This is a genomic window from Bifidobacterium adolescentis ATCC 15703, assembly GCF_000010425.1.
Classification (GTDB): Bacteria; Actinomycetota; Actinomycetes; order Actinomycetales; family Bifidobacteriaceae; genus Bifidobacterium; species Bifidobacterium adolescentis.
Window position 1 is genome coordinate 1602262 of sequence record NC_008618.1, and the last position, 16349, is coordinate 1618610.

Consider the following 16349-nt stretch of genomic DNA (forward strand, 5'->3'; position numbering starts at 1 on the left):
ATAAAAGCATACATCGTCGACTTTAGAATCAGGTCACATCACATACCGAATCAAAATTACTTATCCGACGTATTCAGGCACCGATAAATTGTGGACCGTCCCACACCCATCATCGTGGCGATCTGGTCTACCGTCACCGTCCTGGATTCGTATAGGCGCCGCACCTCCCTGACCTGCTTCTCGTCGAGTTTGGCGGGCCGTCCACCCTTCCTTCCGCGGGCGCGAGCGGCCTCAAGTCCGGCGCGCGTTCGCTCGCGAATCAGGTCGCGTTCGAACTGTGCCAATGATCCGAAGATGTTGAACACGAGCGTGCCTCCAGGAGTGTTCGTGTCGATCGACTCGGTCAGGGATCTGAACTGTACTCCCCTCTCGTCGAACGTGGTCATCAGGTCAACTAGGTTCTGCATGCTCCTGCCGAGCCGATCCAGCTTCCACACTACGACAGTATCGCCCTCGCGCAGGAGGTCGAGCATATGGTCGAGCTCGGGACGGTGGGCCTTCGCGCCGGAGGCCACTTCGGTGAAGATCCGGTCGCAGCCGGCTTTCTCGAGTGCGTCCTTCTGCAGATTGGTGGTCTGGTCGTTGGTGCTGACCCTCGCGTATCCGTAAATCATGCTCGCCATGCGTCCGACCATACCACTACCCGTCAATGGCATTGAGTTCCGGAACATTGATTACGGGACGGGTTTCGGAACACCAATCGCCGGAGTGTCGTGGACATGGCGGCCGGTCCGTCCTCCGTTCCGGAAACATCCGTTTTCGAAATGGTCCAAGACGCATTCCGATGGTCCTAGTCGGATTCACCAAGTGTTGCATGTTGCATTCGGTACAACATTTAAGAATTCACAGGACCACACTCATCCAACAACGAACCGATTTCGCGACATGGCGACATGACAACAGATAACGCCCAGACACCGCGCGACCGGTCTCATTCCCATCACCCGGCCACGTCAAACCGTCGTCGTTCCACGAAGACAGCCGGACCCGCAACCCTTCGTCGGACTCCACGTCCACCTGGCAAGGAGCCAGCCGGTTCCATAATCCTCATCATCAAGACGCTAGACTGTCTTACAAACCGGAAAATCATACCGTCCGGCGGCAATCGGGAATGGAAAGGCGATGGCAATGACGCGCATCGAAGACGGAATCCAGGATACGGAACCGATCCGGTTCCTCGAACTATTGGGACTCGACGAAGAGGACCTAGCCGGCTATAGCATTCGTCTGAATGGCAGCAACCCGGAATGGGGCAAATGGAGTGATCTTCCCGACGCCTACTATTCCTCCTATGATGACCTGATGAAGTGGATTTTCACGAAGAAATGGCCAGATAAGGATAAGGCAACAGCGCAGATTCACACACGTAAAGTCCTCCAGTTCATTCAGCTCAAGCCAGAGAATCCCCACCCCACACAATGGCTGTTCGTCGGAGCCTACGACGTCCTCGACGAGTACACGGAGAACGACGGCAAGATTCTATACCGTTACAATGAGATCCCGGAATACGCCTCGCTAAAGGCCAGGGCGGTAGTGTACTACAAAAGAGATCCGGGTTACACGGGAGTCGTCTTTAACCTGTCCAACAATGAAGAACGACGCCGGGATTTTCTCAAGACGATGACCCTTGAGAAAATCGCTCAATCCCCCGTATCCGCGTTACCGTTCTCTGGATACGAGAACGTTCGGTTGACGCACCGGCAGCTCGTGGCGGCCGTGAACAACGAGGAATGGCGGGCGGCCCTCGGCAGCGTCCAGGCGGTCTATCTGCAGACCGATAGACGAACGGGATGGCATTACGTGGGGTCCGCCTACTCACGGAAAGGAGCCTCGCACGGTCTGCTGTCGCGTTGGAAGGAATACGCGTCCGGAGACCACTCCGGGGGAAACAAGCAGCTCAGAAACCTCGGCGCCGGATACATCGAGAAGAACTTCCAGTACTCGATCCTGGAGATCTTCGACATGAACAAGTCACCCAAAGAGATCATCGACCGCGAACACTGGTGGATGGACACCCTCGGATCCGTCCGTAGAAACAACGACGAAGTACCCCACGGATACAATTCCGTCGCCGAACGAGAGAACTCCGACCAACACGAATGATCCTGTGGGTAGCTCCTACCGGCTGAGGCTCGCGGTGCCGGCCGTGACCTCGCCGAGGGTGGGAAGCGGCACGCTCGCCGAAATAGGCGACCGTGTTCTTCGAATCGTCATGTTCGAGGTCCTTCCCGCACCACGGCCCGTATTTATCGCCCGCGGCGCATCCAAGGGATTCCTGTCTAAATTCCGACATATCCGAAATGATTACGGACTGTCAATCTGAAAAAGCAAAGCCCATCCCCTGGTCGAGAAACCTTCGAACGAATACGGATATCCGTTTCCAAGACGCGCAAGGACACGTTCCGCCGGACATCATTTCGGTTCGCTAAGCGTTTTATGTAACGCTGGTGCAAACACTTAAGAATTCGGCCGCCATCCGCGTGGAGATGCATTCCATCCTCCGTCCGGCTTGGAATACGCATCAAGTCATTCCATTGTGGCTAGACATCCAGCGAATCGGGTCAGACCGAGTTCGCGCAGGCGTCCAGCACGCCCCTCCCCGCCGGTCCGCCATAACCCGGCTATTTTCTCGAGTTGAAACGCACTTGGCCGACAGGGCCACTCGGGAAAGGCAAGGAATGACGAAACCGGCGTCGATACAGCAACGTATCAGGAGACGCTTGACACGTTAAGGGAGATGCGACCTTACGGGAACAGCAGTGCTGCGTTTTCGGCGTATGCCAGCCGCGAGCATCGGCCGCCGGACGGACATGTTCTTCCAGATCGAGGGCTATACCCGTTTTCTATTGAATCCGCCAAATCAAACGAAAGGGCGCACGTTTCAAAACGTGCGCCCTTTCATGTAATGGATGGAGAGGAAACGGCTTCTATCTGGCCATGACCCCCTTTCTCGCGATTGATCCTAGCCAATCCAAGGATGGCTTCGGATGGCGTTCGAAGGTGTCCCTGTCCCAGGAGGCCAGGCCGAACGTCGGAGCGAACGAGCCCCACTCGTAGTTGTCGAGCAGGGACCAGTGGAGGTATCCCCTCACGTCGATACCGTCGTCCATCGCGTCGTGCATGCCGGCTATGGCGTCGAAGGTGTAATCGATTCTCCGGCGGTCATCGGCAGTGGCGATGCCATTTTCGGTGACGATTATCGGCGTGCGTTTGGCGACGTTCCAAGTATGGCGGATGGCGATGCCCAGCGCCGGCGGGAAGTACTCCCAGCCGGTGAGGGTGCGTTCCGCGTCCTCGGGGACTGGCACGGGGCCATCCTTGCCGATGAAGGTCCTCAGATAGGCCTGCACCCCAATGAAGTCATCCCCGGCCGCGGCCTCGGTGAAGTAGTCCTCGCGCGGGTACTGGTATTCCTCCATCTCCCGTTCGCATCCGGGCATGGCGTGGAACGCCTGGCAGGCGATGGTCCACCCGGACTTGATACGCGGGTTCTCGGATAGTATTTCCCTGGCTTTCCTGTGCGCTTTGACGAGCGTGGCGGAGATGTCCGGATCGGGCGCGGGCAGCGAGGCGGCCACGAAGTCGCTGCCTTCGGTTCCGCCACGGGTCAGCGCGACCATGTTCGGCTCGTTAATGGTGCAGACCCAGGTGACGTCGTGGAGGATCGGCATCACGTACCGCACGTACCGGGCGAAGTAGTCGACGGCATCGGCGTTGAGCCATCCGCCCTTGGTGGCGAGCCACAGCGGCAGTGTCATGTGGTTCAGCGTGACCATGGGCTCGACGCCGTTCTCGTGGCACGCGTCGATCATTTGGCGGTAGTGCAGCAGCTGCGCTTTGGAGAAGCAGCCCTCCGCGGGCTCGATGCGGGCCCATTCGATGGAGAAGCGGTACATGCCCAATCCGGCGTCGGCGAGCATTCTGATGTCCTCGCCGTAGCGGTGGTAGCTGTCGGCCGCGTCTCCCGACGGTTCGCTGAGATCCGTGCGTTCGGCATGCTCCCTGGCCCACCAGTCGCTCGCGACGTTGTTCCCTTCAATCTGGTGCGCGGCCGTGGACGCGCCCCAGATGAATTCCGGCGGGAACTCGTATTGTTCTTTCATGACATGTCTTTCTATTTGATGCCCGTTCCGGCGACGCCCTGGATGAAGTAGCGCTGCAGGAATACGAACAGGAGGAGGATCGGGGTGACCACCAGTACCGCTCCGGCGAGCAGGACGCTGTAGTTCGTGGCGTTCTGGCCGGTGGAGTAGAGGGACAGTGCCACGGGCAGCGTGTACTTCTCCTCGGTCTGGGCCGCGACCAACGGCCACAGGAAGTTGTTCCAGGAGGACAGGAACGTGAGGATGGACAGCGTCGCCAGCGGCGGCCCGCACTGGGGCAGGACGATCTGGAAGAATATGCGCAGCTCACCGGCGCCGTCGACCCTCGCGGCCTCCATCAGCGCGTCGGGGATTCCGGAGATGAACTGTCTCATCAGGAAGACTCCGATGGGCTGGCACAGGAACGGCAGGATGAGCGCCGCGTAGGAGTTCGCGAGTCCCATGTTCGAGATGATCACGAACAGGGGGACGAACGTGGCCACGCTCGGAACCATGAGCGTCACCATGACGGCGCCGAACAAGATGTTCTTGCCGGCGAAGTCCATCTTCGCCAGGGCGTATCCGACCATGGAGCAGAACACCATGTTCCCGAGGACGGTGATCACGGCGACGACCATGCTGTTGGTGAAGTAGGTGCCGAAGTTCAGCTCCCCGAACCATTTCGCGAAGTTTGCGAGCGAGGCGTGCTCGGGTAGGAGCTTCGGCGGTTTGGCGAGGATCTCCCTCTGGGTCTTCAACGAGCCCAGCGCCATCCACAGGAACGGGAAGATCCAGAAGACTCCGATCACCGCGAGGACGCAGTAGGAGAGTCCACGCCCCTTGACGAATCGGCGCCAGAGCGACTGCTTGTTGCTTTGCGGCCTCGAGGCCGCGACTGTCGTGGCTGTCATCTCAATCCTCCTTGAGAATGCGGAACTGGAGCACGCTGACCAGCGCGATGATGATGAACAGCACCCAGCTGGCTGCGGAGGCGATGCCGTACTGTCCGAAACCGAACTTCTGGTACACGTAGTACGCGGCGGAGAGCGTCGAATCGAGCGGTCCTCCCTGGGTCATCACGAAGGATTCCTCGAAGAACTGCAGGTAGGCGACGGAAAGAAGCACGGCACCCAGCAGCAGCGTGGGCTTGAGCAGCGGGAGCGTGATGCTACGAAAGGTGCGCCATTTGCCTGCGCCGTCGATGGCCGCAGCCTCCTTCAATTCCTCGGGGATGGCCTGCAGGCCGGCGAGGAAGATGATCATCAGCGTTCCCATGTTGCGCCAGATGGTCATGGCCATCAGCGCGGGCAGGGCGTAGCGGGTGTCGTGCAGCCAGTCCGGCCCGGCGATACCGAAGACGGCCAGGAGCGAGTTGAGCAGGCCGTCCTTCTGGAGGATGTACCTCCACACGACGGAGACCGCGACCACGCTGGCGACAACCGGCGCGTAGAACACGGCCCTGAAGAACGCGTTGAGGTGCTTGGATCCCTTGTTGAGGGCCACCGCGAATGCGAGGGCGATCGCCATGGTGATCGGCAGGCCGACAAGCACGAAGATTCCGGTGACGCCCAACGCGTGCAGGAAACGGTGGTCGTGGAACAGGGTGATGTACTGGTCCAGTCCGACGAAGTTGACGTTGAACGGGGTGCGAAGGTCCTTGGAGGTGATGTCGGTGAAGGACATCGCCATCGAGGACAGGAGGGGAATCAGCATGAATACGCAGAACACGACTGCGAAAGGCAAGGCAAATCCCCATGCGAGAATCGTACGGCGGCGGCGGAGGACGTTGCCCGAGCCCTCCGTCTTTGTCTTTCTTGTCCCGAGGCTCATGGGATCAGTTTCCCGTTCCGATGGAGTCGGCTTCGGACTGCAGGTTCTTCAAGCCCTCGTCAACGGAGACCTGTCCCTTGTTTATCTGCTCGAGGATGCGGTCGGCAGCGGAGGACACCTGCGCCCAGGTGGACAGCGCCGGCGGAGCCATGGTGTTCTTCAGCTGGTCGCCGAATGCCGAAAGCTTGTCGTTGCCGGAGAGCGCGTCATCGTCCCATGCCTTCTGGGAAGCGGGCAGATCGGAGGACTTCTTGTACCATTCGGCCTGCACCTCGGGTTTGCTGACCCACTGGATGAACTTCCACGCGGACTGCTTGTTCTTGGAATCCTTGAACGTCACAAGGTCGCTGCCTCCGACGAAGGACGTGGCGGGCCCCGAGGATTCGTCCATCGACGGCAGGACGACGGTGGCGTACTTGGATTCGAATCCGTCGCCGCCCAATTCGTTGATCTGGCTGACGGCGGTCGGCCCCTGCAGCATCATCGGAGTGTCACCGGACACGAAGTTCGCGATGTCGGCACCGGAGCTTACGTCGGCGTTGACGTTCGCGACGCCGTCCTTGTAGAGACTGGTGGTAAAGTTCAGTCCCTTCTTTATGCCAGTATCTTCGAAAGTCCATTTCGTCTGTTCCTTGTTAGTCAAGGACGCCCCGGCCGAGTAGGAGAACGGCAAAGTTCCGAGGAACGCGTCAGTGCCAGATGGGTTGAGGTTCATGCCGTATTTGACCCCATCGACCTTCTGCATGTCCTTAGCCATCTGCTTAAGCTCATTCCAAGTCTTCGGAGCTTTGTTCCAACCAGCCATCTCGGCGATGTCGGTACGGTAGTACAGCACTCTGGTGTCGATGTACCAAGGCACGCCGAGCTGTTTCCCGTCAACCTGGCCAGTAGCCCTAGACCCGTCGGAGAAGTCGGACATGTCGAGGTTGTCAGGCACGGTGGAGAACGAGTTGGAGAAATCGGCCATCCAGGTGGTGCCCATCTGCGCAAGGTCGGGACCGTTGCCCGCGGCGATGGCGGTCTGGAGTTTGTCGTGCGCTGAGGACCATGGGATCGCGGTGACCTTGACCTTGACGTCGGGGTTCTCCTTTTCGAATCCCTTGACGAAATCACCCAGCAGGTCGCCCTCGTTGCCCATGGCCCAGATGGTCAGGTCGCCGGTGGCCTTGCTTGAATCGATGGTCTTGACCGCATCGGAATCGGAATCCGCGTTGTTCGCGGACCGTCCGCACGCGGACATACCGGCAATCATCGCCACACTGGCCATGCCGGCCACGACCGCTTTGAAAAATGGCTTCCTCATTGAAATCTCCTTTGATTCATATCAATCTAACCGCTTAGATTGATATTACAATTTAAGCGCTTAGATTTGAGGAAGTCAAGGCGACACGCCCATATGATTTATGCGCTTAGATTTTTTGATTGCATCCGCAGCTGCCGCGCACAATGAGGCGAACCGGGAGTACTCGTCTTTCAGCCTTCTCCCAAGGCTCCCCGTTCCTGGAAAGCAGCATGCGAGCCGCCTCGCGCCCCATGTCCTCCATGGGCTGGCGGACGGTCGTCAGCTGCGGTTCCATCAGCCGTCCGGCGAGGATTCCGTCGAATCCGGTGACGATGACGTCGTCGGGAACCCGGACACCGGCCTCCTCGAGGAGTCTGATCACGCCGAAGGCGGTCTGGTCCGTGCCGCAGACCAAGGCCTGCGGCAGTCTGCCGGATCCTATCGCCTCGCACAAACCCACCATGTATTCATCGGACGTGGCGAAAGAGTCATCCAACAGAGCCCCTTTGGAGTCTAGCCCGCGTTCCTCGAGGTATTTTTTAAACGCGTCATAGCGCGAGACGACGTCATCAGCGTCGGTACCCCTCGCGCACGCTCCACCATTGACACCACCGACGAATGCCATATCGTTGATATGGTGGACTTCGACAAGATGGTCGACAATCTGTCTCATGCCCGATGCGTTATCGCATTGCAGGTATGCGGCAGGCAGTTTTTCATCGCCCACACCCACCATTACAAGCGGAATGGTCTTCGCCAACATGGAAAGAGGAAGCGCATCGTTATATCCACTTGGCATCAGCGCCAGACCATCAACGCGACCGGCGATATCCGTTACAGATCTATGATCATCCCTTTCCGAGGCGGCTCCCATAAGTATTCCCTTGCCGCTCTTCCAGCATTCGAGTTCGAAGCCGCGGAGCACCTCATCAACGTATAACGGATATACAAGAACGTTGGGTTCGTCACCGTCCAGAGGCTCGTCGATGGATCTGGGGGAAACATCAGGCCAATCATCCTCAAGGTTGCTTCCCTGAGGTCTTTCCAGCAGCATATCGAACGCGTACATGCCCAACGTGCCCGTCCTGCCTTTGGCAAGGCTACGTGCGTTGCCGCTGGGAACGTAGCCAAGCTCCTCGGCGACCCTGAGGACCTTGGCCTTGGTATCATCCTTCACTTTGTCGGGATGCCTGAAGGCGAAGGAGACCGTCGCGGTAGACACACCCGCCTTCTCTGCAACGTCATACACCGTAACTCTTGCCATAAGACCAGTCTAAGCGCTTTGATGCATGGGACACACACGAGGTCCCAAAACCATAGTTTTTCCGGTCTTCTAGCAGGAATCCGCGGCGCCGAAGAGAAAAAACCAGGAGTGGAAAGGATTTCCATGCCCCTGCGGGAGACCTGGGAATCAGATGGAAATCAAGGATGGAAAGACGGGGTCCCCGGAAGCCAAGCCCCACGGGAGTCCCGGAAGGAAGAAGGAAATACGGGAAATAAAAAAGCCCTTCCGGGAACCCGCATGGGGTCAGCCGGAAGAACCGGGAGGAGGAACAAAAGATTCGGGGATAAAAAATGGGGTTCCCGGAGCAGGATGCTCGACGGGAACCCCCAACGTTTGAAGCGGCGGCGTGCTACTCTCCCACACCCTCTCGAGTGCAGTACCATCGCCGCGCCTGGCCTTAGCTACCGGGTTCGGAATGGGACCGGGCGTCTCACCAGGGCTATGACCACCGCAAAACCGCGATCACGGAACGACAACCAAAACAAGGCAACCATTCCGGCCATTCAATTATCATGTGGCGGTTTGGGAACCGGCTAGCGGACGCGAGGCAAACACCTATCGTTGTATCGTTCAGTGACCATCCCAACGCATATTGCCGTCCAGGACGATCCAGCACAGGAAAGACGCGGAACCAACCCCGCAAAAGGATCGGAATGTTATGTCGCCGTCGCCCGTTAGTACCGGTCGGCTCCACCCCTCACGGGGCTTCCACCTCCGGCCTATCAAACACGTGTTCAACATGCGGGCTACAACGGTTCAAGACCGTACGGAATCCTAATCTTGGAGCAGGCTTCCCGCTTAGATGCTTTCAGCGGTTATCCCTCCCGAACGTAGCCAACCGGCCGTGCCGCTGGCGCGACAACCGGCATACCAGAGGTTCGTCCACCCAGGTCCTCTCGTACTATGGGCAGGCCTCCTCAGGATTCCAACGAGCGCAGAGGATAGAGACCAAACTGTCTCACGACGTTCTGAACCCAGCTCGCGTGCCGCTTTAATCGGCGAACAGCCGAACCCTTGGGACCTGCTCCAGCCCCAGGATGCGACGAGCCGACATCGAGGTGCCAAACCATCCCGTCGATATGGACTCTTGGGAATGATCAGCCTGTTATCCCCGGGGTACCTTTTATCCGTTGAGCGATGCCGCGCCCGTGCGCCGGCACCGGATCACTATCTCCGACTTTCGTCCCTGCTCGGACCGTCGTCCTCGCAGTCAAGCCCGCTTGTGCGATTACACTCGACACCCGATTGCCAACCGGGCTGAGCGGACCTTTGAGCGCCTCCGTTACTCTTTGGGAGGCAACCGCCCCAGTTGAACTACCCGCCAGGCACTGTCCCTGACAAGGATGACTTGTCGAGGTTAGACGTCAAACGAGAACAGAGCGGTATTTCACCTTGCGGCTCCGCGATGGCTGGCGCCACCGTTTCAAAGCCTCCCGCCTATGCTACACAATCCGCGCCTAACGCCAATACCAAGGTATAGTAAAGGTCCCGGGGTCTTTTCGTCCTTCTGCGCTTAACGAGCATCTTTACTCGTACTGCAATTTCGCCGAGCTCCTGGTCGAGACAGTGGGGAAGTCGTTACGCCATTCGTGCAGGTCGGAACTTACCCGACAAGGAATTTCGCTACCTTAGGATGGTTATAGTTACCACCGCCGTTTACCGGGGCTTGAATTCACCGCTTCGTCCCCGAAGGGATTGACGGATCCTCTTAACCTTCCGGCACCGGGCAGGCGTCAGTGCATATACAGCGGCTTTCGCCTTCGCATGCACCTGTGTTTTTGGTAAACAGTCGCTACCCCCTGGTCTGTGCCACCCACCAAAGCTCCGGACGCAAGGTCCTTCACCCCAGTGGGTCTCCCTTATAACCGAAGGCACGGGAGTGATTTGCCGAGTTCCTTGACCAGGATTCGCTCGATCGCCTTGGTATTCTCTACCTGACCACCAGTGTCGGTTTGGGGTACGGGCGGCCATGGCCCTCACGCCGAGGCTTTTCTCGACGGCCTGGACAACCGGATATCGAACCATAACGGCTCCCATCATCACACCTCGCCATGCATGCCATGCGGATTTGCCTACATGACTGGCTGCGTGCTTGACCACGGAAAACCACCTCCGCGGCCGGCTCCCATTCCGTGTCACCCCTGCGCTGACCTACTGCGGCTACGCTCCCAACACCACGCGACGGAACCAACCCGAAGGAAGGAACCACCACGAGGCGGAGGTTAGTACTCACCGTCTCGGTTTTGCCGGTCCATGGTCGGTACGGGAATATCCACCCGTTCATCCATTCGACTACGCCTGTCGGCCTCGCCTTAGGACCCGACTCACCCGGGGACGACGAACGTGGCCCCGGAACCCTTGGTCATCCAGCGGACGGGATCCTCACCCGTCTCTCGCTACTCATGTCTGCATTCTCACTCCCACGAAGTCCACGGCACGGTTACCCGGCCGCTTCGCCCCTCGCAGGACGCTCTCCTACCCAGCAACCATGAAGATTGCTGCCGCGTCTTCGGTGGTGTGCTTGAGCCCCGCTACATTGTCGGCGCGGAACCACTAGACCAGTGAGCTGTTACGCACTCTTTCAGGATGGCTGCTTCTGGGCCAACCTCCTGGCTGTCTATGCGACTCCACATCCTTTCCCACTTAGCACACGCTTCGGGACCTTAGACGACGGTCTGGGCTGTCTCCCTCTCGACGACGGAGCTTATCCCCCGCCGACTCACTGCCGGAATACACGTCAACGGTATTCGGAGTTCGGCTGCTGTTGGTACCCAACAAGGGCCCGCAAGCATCCGGTAGCTCTACCCCCGCGACGCAATCAACCGACGCTGCACCTAAATGCATTTCGGAGAGAACCAGCTATCACGGAATTTGATTGGCCTTTCACCCCTAGCCCCAGGTCATCCCCCCGGTTTTCAACCCAGGTGGGTTCGGTCCTCCACGCGGTCTTACCCGCGCTTCAACCTGCCCAGGGCTAGATCATCCCGCTTCGGGTCCAGGACAAGCGACTGAAAACGCCCTATTCGGACTCGCTTTCGCTACGCATACGCCACACGGCTTATGCTCGCCACCCGCCACTGACTCGCAGACTCATTTTTCGATAGGCACGCCGTCACCCCACAAGGAGGCTCCGACGGTTTGTGGGCGCACGGTTTCAGGAACTGTTTCACTCCCCTCCCGGGGTGCTTTTCACCTTTCCCTCACGGTACTGGTACGCTATCGGTCAGACAGGTATGCTTAGACTTACCCAACGGTCTGGGCTGATTCACGCGGGATTCCACGAGGCCCGCGCTACTTGGGACAACACGATCGGAAGACGGCTCACGTCCAGGTACGGGGCTGGCACCCTCTACGGCCAGGCCTTCAAGCCTGTTCCCCTGGCAAGCCGTTTTATGACTCCCGCCCGGTCCGTCGGAACCGGGACACGTGATCCCACAACACCGGCAACGCAACCCCCGACGGGTATCACGCGCAACCGGTTTGGTCTGATCCGCTTTCGCTCGCCACTACTCACGGAGTATCCCTTCCTGCAGGTACTGAGATGTTTCACTTCCCTGCGTACCCCCCGCCCATAGGCGGTGCCGGCCCATGACGGCCGGCGGGTTCCCCCATTCGGAGACCCTAGGATCAAAGCCATGTTGGAGGCTCCCCTAGGATTATCGCATCCTCAAACGTCCTTCATCGGTACTGTCTGCCAAGGCATCCACCATACGCCCTCGCAAGCGGCACAACAGCAAAACAAATTGTCATTGCCCCACCCGCGGGTTTCCTGATAGCAAGATCGCCAGACGACAAATCTTAACACTAAAATGATCACAAAACGATCGATCTCGAAACCAAACTCAATTGAAGAGTTTGGCGAAATCGCGATAAGCAAAAAGAAACGTTCTTTCAGTTTCTCTTGCTCGCGTCCACTATCCAGTTCTCAAACCACCACGCGCCACACGATCCGACCAGCCACCCAGGACCGGCCACCACGCATGGGCATCGAACCGCGCCACAGAAAACCTGTGGGGTGGCGGTCCGGGAGCCCAAAAGCATACCCATACCACTCCCGGACATCCCGACGGGACATCCAAGCCCATGATCTCTTCCACACCAGCATCCCCATGCGAGACCGTGGAACCATTCCACGAGCACGGGGCTCACACCGGACACGGAACCGTGTCCTGAAATTCTCCGTAGAAAGGAGGTGATCCAGCCGCACCTTCCGGTACGGCTACCTTGTTACGACTTAGTCCCAATCACGAGTCTCACCTTAGACGGCTCCCCCCAAAAAAGGTTGGGCCACCGGCTTCGGGTGCTACCCACTTTCATGACTTGACGGGCGGTGTGTACAAGGCCCGGGAACGCATTCACCGCGGCGTTGCTGATCCGCGATTACTAGCGACTCCGCCTTCATGGAGTCGGGTTGCAGACTCCAATCCGAACTGAGACCGGTTTTAAGGGATCCGCTCCACCTCGCGGTGTCGCATCCCGTTGTACCGGCCATTGTAGCATGCGTGAAGCCCTGGACGTAAGGGGCATGATGATCTGACGTCATCCCCACCTTCCTCCGAGTTGACCCCGGCGGTCCCCCGTGAGTTCCCACCACGACGTGCTGGCAACACAGGGCGAGGGTTGCGCTCGTTGCGGGGCTTAACCCAACATCTCACGACACGAGCTGACGACGACCATGCACCACCTGTGAACCCGCCCCGAAGGGAAACCGTATCTCTACGGCTGTCGGGAACATGTCAAGCCCAGGTAAGGTTCTTCGCGTTGCATCGAATTAATCCGCATGCTCCGCCGCTTGTGCGGGCCCCCGTCAATTTCTTTGAGTTTTAGCCTTGCGGCCGTACTCCCCAGGCGGGATGCTTAACGCGTTGGCTCCGACACGGAGACCGTGGAATGGTCCCCACATCCAGCATCCACCGTTTACGGCGTGGACTACCAGGGTATCTAATCCTGTTCGCTCCCCACGCTTTCGCTCCTCAGCGTCAGTGACGGCCCAGAGACCTGCCTTCGCCATTGGTGTTCTTCCCGATATCTACACATTCCACCGTTACACCGGGAATTCCAGTCTCCCCTACCGCACTCAAGCCCGCCCGTACCCGGCGCGGATCCACCGTTAAGCGATGGACTTTCACACCCGGACGCGACGAACCGCCTACGAGCCCTTTACGCCCAATAATTCCGGATAACGCTTGCACCCTACGTATTACCGCGGCTGCTGGCACGTAGTTAGCCGGTGCTTATTCGAAAGGTACACTCACCCCGAAGGGCTTGCTCCCAGTCAAAAGCGGTTTACAACCCGAAGGCCGTCATCCCGCACGCGGCGTCGCTGCATCAGGCTTGCGCCCATTGTGCAATATTCCCCACTGCTGCCTCCCGTAGGAGTCTGGGCCGTATCTCAGTCCCAATGTGGCCGGTCGCCCTCTCAGGCCGGCTACCCGTCGAAGCCATGGTGGGCCGTTACCCCGCCATCAAGCTGATAGGACGCGACCCCATCCCATACCGATAGAATCTTTCCCAGAAGGACATGCATCCAACTGGAGCATCCGGCATTACCACCCGTTTCCAGGAGCTATTCCGGTGTATGGGGCAGGTCGGTCACGCATTACTCACCCGTTCGCCACTCTCACGGCCGGAGCAAGCTCCAGCCGATCCCGTTCGACTTGCATGTGTTAAGCACGCCGCCAGCGTTCATCCTGAGCCAGAATCGAACCCTCCACAAAAAAACTTATGCGGAAAGCCAACACGTGACTCTCATCTAAGAAAATTGACGATCGCCTTATAAGGAAAGGCGCATCGCACAAAAACCTCACCGTCCTTCAAGGCCTCCCGGCCACTCGCAAGGAGCGGACGATGAACTGGCAATCATTGACTATAAAGAAGTAGTACAAATACGCTCTTGAGTTCTCAAACCACCACCACTCACCCACCTCGCAATCCGGAGTGAACCGGACCACTCGCTGAGCGGCAGCAAGAGATAAACTTACAGCACGATCGCGATCCGCGCAACCCGGGCCGCATGAACAACGCGTGAACCGTTGGAAATCCAACGTTCCATCGGCGTGTCGAAACTTGACAAACCGAGAGGCAAATACCTACCGACGGCGTCCACAGTGTTTGCCGCCGATGCCAAATTTGCCATCCACGCCCCACGGACCACGACCTTCGGCACGAAGCACACCCAAGTGATGTTTCATGGCGACCAACATGATGTGCGTATCTTCCAAACCGAGGTGACGTTCCGACTTGCTCTCGTCAAGCGCACCCTGGCGTTTGGCGTACGCGTCCAACGTGTTGTTGCCGTATGGGTGCTCATCGTCGGGAATCGACCCCTCATCCCAACGGCGGCTCATCGGCAACGTGTCGATGATCGTGATTTTGCCGGCACGATAGCTTTCCGCATATCCGGCCACGTTCAGCATGAAGAAGCTATGTTCGAATCGTGCGTTGTGCGCCACGTAAGGCTGCTGCTCCAATCGCTGCAGCAATCCGATCTGCGCCGCCGGCCACTCATCGAACAAGCGGAACGAGGAAGCGGCTTCGGCAACGGAACGCGTGCGCACGTCGATACCGGTCAAGTCGAGAATCAGCGGATTGCCAAGCGCAGCGTTTTCAGCGGGGACGCCGAAAGCCAACCGCGACTGGCCGTAAGCGTCGCCCGCCTCGTAATAGCCTTGCTCGTATTGGTAGCCAGCCGGAGCGTCCGCAGGCCGTGGGGAAATCATGTTCATGTATTCGAATCCGACGTCGATGATGTACACGCGCGCCGGATCCGTGCCCGTGGTTTCGATGTCGATGCCCATGACGTTGTCCACGTCACGACCGGGCAGGTAAGCGTCACGCCAATCGGACTTGCGGTATTCGGACAGGCGGCTGGTCTGCTTTTGATCGACGGCGTTTTCCTGCGTGCCATTCGCCGAACCGGTCGAACCAGAACCGTAATCGAACAATGTGGAACCGCCAGGACTGGTGACGCCACCCAGATTCGCGCGAGACACGGAATGGTCGCTGGCGTGCTTCTGCCTTTTCTCCGCGGCGCGACGGGCCGCACGAGCGTTGACGATGTCTGCGGTGCAATCCTGGATATCATCCAGCACCACTCCCCCGGCAGCTGCGGATGACCCCGATTGCAGCACCGGGACCGTCACCCGCTCACGTCGTTCTTCGGTAATCGTCCACAGTCCCATGGCAACGCCGATTTGGCGCAACACCGCGATCTCGTCGCACAACCGACGGTTCGCATAGGCGAGCGCGCGTGGCAGACGGTACGAGGTGATGAGTCGGTCGAAATCCGTCATGAAAGTGCTGTTGCACTGCGCGATGACAGGTTCGAGCCGGTCGCGAATCGCAAGATCATCTTTCAGCAGGTCATGCAGCTGCTGCGCGAACGGTCGGGCAGACGGCTGCGATGTCGAGGACGATTCTGACGTAACATTGCCGGCCGACGCGGTACGAAGCGCCGACAGCAAATCGATATGCTGCTGCGCGGCGACGCCGATGCCGTGCCGTAAGTCGAGGGACGCTATCCACTGCCAGTCGATCGGCTGTTCGTCGGCGTCTTTCGGCATCGATGCCGACCATTGCCCGATGTCCTGTTTCGCATCGTCAAGCCAGGGTTGATTCGTCGTCGATTCGCTCATACCTGCACATCGTAGCCGATGTCCACCTTCAATTCGCGGAATTCGCTGGCGAATCCAATCTGTCGATGATTCGTAGCGGCCCGCAAAATACGGGAAGCGTCTCTCAGGCGTTTGCTTGAGAGACGCTTCCACTTGTTCTGACACACGGCTATCCGGCTATTCAGTCATTCGGCTTTTCGCTTTTCGTCCGCGCGAAACCATGACCGTAATCCGCGCGATTTGAGGCTACTATTCGG

At 58.6% G+C, this 16349-nt stretch carries 8 protein-coding genes and 3 rRNA genes; 1 reads left to right on the forward strand and 10 read right to left on the reverse strand.

Annotated features, from left to right (window positions below; all coding sequences use genetic code 11):
• Nucleotides 1–56: 56 nt before the first annotated feature.
• Nucleotides 57–614: a recombinase family protein gene (locus BAD_RS06810; RefSeq protein WP_041777396.1), complete on the reverse strand. Its 558-nt coding sequence runs from the start codon at nucleotides 612–614 to the stop codon at nucleotides 57–59.
• Between the two features lie 514 nt (nucleotides 615–1128).
• Here BAD_RS06810 and BAD_RS06815 point away from each other — a divergent pair.
• Nucleotides 1129–2103 (forward strand): GIY-YIG nuclease family protein, encoded by a 975-nt coding sequence (locus BAD_RS06815; protein ID WP_229081122.1) that lies wholly within the window; start codon nucleotides 1129–1131, stop codon nucleotides 2101–2103.
• 824 nt (nucleotides 2104–2927) lie between these two features.
• Here BAD_RS06815 and BAD_RS06820 read toward each other — a convergent pair.
• From BAD_RS06820 to BAD_RS06860, 9 genes are all read right to left on the reverse strand, one after another.
• Nucleotides 2928–4103, reverse strand: coding sequence for a glycoside hydrolase family 1 protein (locus BAD_RS06820; RefSeq protein ID WP_011743609.1), 1176 nt, complete (start codon nucleotides 4101–4103; stop codon nucleotides 2928–2930).
• A gap of 11 nt (nucleotides 4104–4114) precedes the next feature.
• Nucleotides 4115–4993 (reverse strand): carbohydrate ABC transporter permease, encoded by an 879-nt coding sequence (locus BAD_RS06825; RefSeq protein WP_003806602.1) that lies wholly within the window; start codon nucleotides 4991–4993, stop codon nucleotides 4115–4117.
• 1 nt (nucleotide 4994) lies between these two features.
• Entirely contained in the window at nucleotides 4995–5912 is a 918-nt protein-coding gene (locus BAD_RS06830; protein WP_003806603.1) for a carbohydrate ABC transporter permease, read from the reverse strand.
• A gap of 4 nt (nucleotides 5913–5916) precedes the next feature.
• A complete protein-coding gene (locus BAD_RS06835; RefSeq protein ID WP_011743610.1) occupies nucleotides 5917–7215 on the reverse strand; it encodes an extracellular solute-binding protein in 1299 nt (432 codons plus the stop codon).
• A gap of 106 nt (nucleotides 7216–7321) precedes the next feature.
• The gene (locus BAD_RS06840; RefSeq protein ID WP_011743611.1) at nucleotides 7322–8458 is read right to left on the reverse strand and encodes a LacI family DNA-binding transcriptional regulator; all 1137 of its coding nucleotides are present in this window, start codon (nucleotides 8456–8458) and stop codon (nucleotides 7322–7324) included.
• Nucleotides 8459–8815: 357 nt separating this feature from the next.
• Nucleotides 8816–8932, reverse strand: a 5S ribosomal RNA gene (gene rrf / locus BAD_RS06845).
• A 202-nt stretch (nucleotides 8933–9134) separates the two neighbouring features.
• Nucleotides 9135–12209: ribosomal RNA gene (locus BAD_RS06850) — 23S ribosomal RNA — on the reverse strand.
• Between the two features lie 455 nt (nucleotides 12210–12664).
• A 16S ribosomal RNA gene (locus tag BAD_RS06855) occupies nucleotides 12665–14196 on the reverse strand.
• Together the 16S, 23S and 5S rRNA genes form the textbook arrangement of a ribosomal RNA operon.
• A 372-nt stretch (nucleotides 14197–14568) precedes the next feature.
• Nucleotides 14569–16113, reverse strand: a complete 1545-nt coding sequence (locus tag BAD_RS06860) for a DNA polymerase III subunit epsilon (RefSeq protein WP_011743612.1) — start codon at nucleotides 16111–16113, stop codon at nucleotides 14569–14571.
• Nucleotides 16114–16349: the final 236 nt, after the last annotated feature.

What these genes read in the sequence shown, in the direction of transcription:
- BAD_RS06810 (WP_041777396.1), bottom strand. Translation starts at nt 614, where the DNA reads ATGATTTACGGATACGCGAGGGTCAGCACCAACGACCAGACCACCAAT.
- BAD_RS06815 (WP_229081122.1), top strand. Translation starts at nt 1,129, where the DNA reads ATGACGCGCATCGAAGACGGAATCCAGGATACGGAACCGATCCGGTTC.
- BAD_RS06820 (WP_011743609.1), bottom strand. Translation starts at nt 4,103, where the DNA reads ATGAAAGAACAATACGAGTTCCCGCCGGAATTCATCTGGGGCGCGTCC.
- BAD_RS06825 (WP_003806602.1), bottom strand. Translation starts at nt 4,993, where the DNA reads ATGACAGCCACGACAGTCGCGGCCTCGAGGCCGCAAAGCAACAAGCAG.
- BAD_RS06830 (WP_003806603.1), bottom strand. Translation starts at nt 5,912, where the DNA reads ATGAGCCTCGGGACAAGAAAGACAAAGACGGAGGGCTCGGGCAACGTC.
- BAD_RS06835 (WP_011743610.1), bottom strand. Translation starts at nt 7,215, where the DNA reads ATGAGGAAGCCATTTTTCAAAGCGGTCGTGGCCGGCATGGCCAGTGTG.
- BAD_RS06840 (WP_011743611.1), bottom strand. Translation starts at nt 8,458, where the DNA reads ATGGCAAGAGTTACGGTGTATGACGTTGCAGAGAAGGCGGGTGTGTCT.
- BAD_RS06860 (WP_011743612.1), bottom strand. Translation starts at nt 16,113, where the DNA reads ATGAGCGAATCGACGACGAATCAACCCTGGCTTGACGATGCGAAACAG.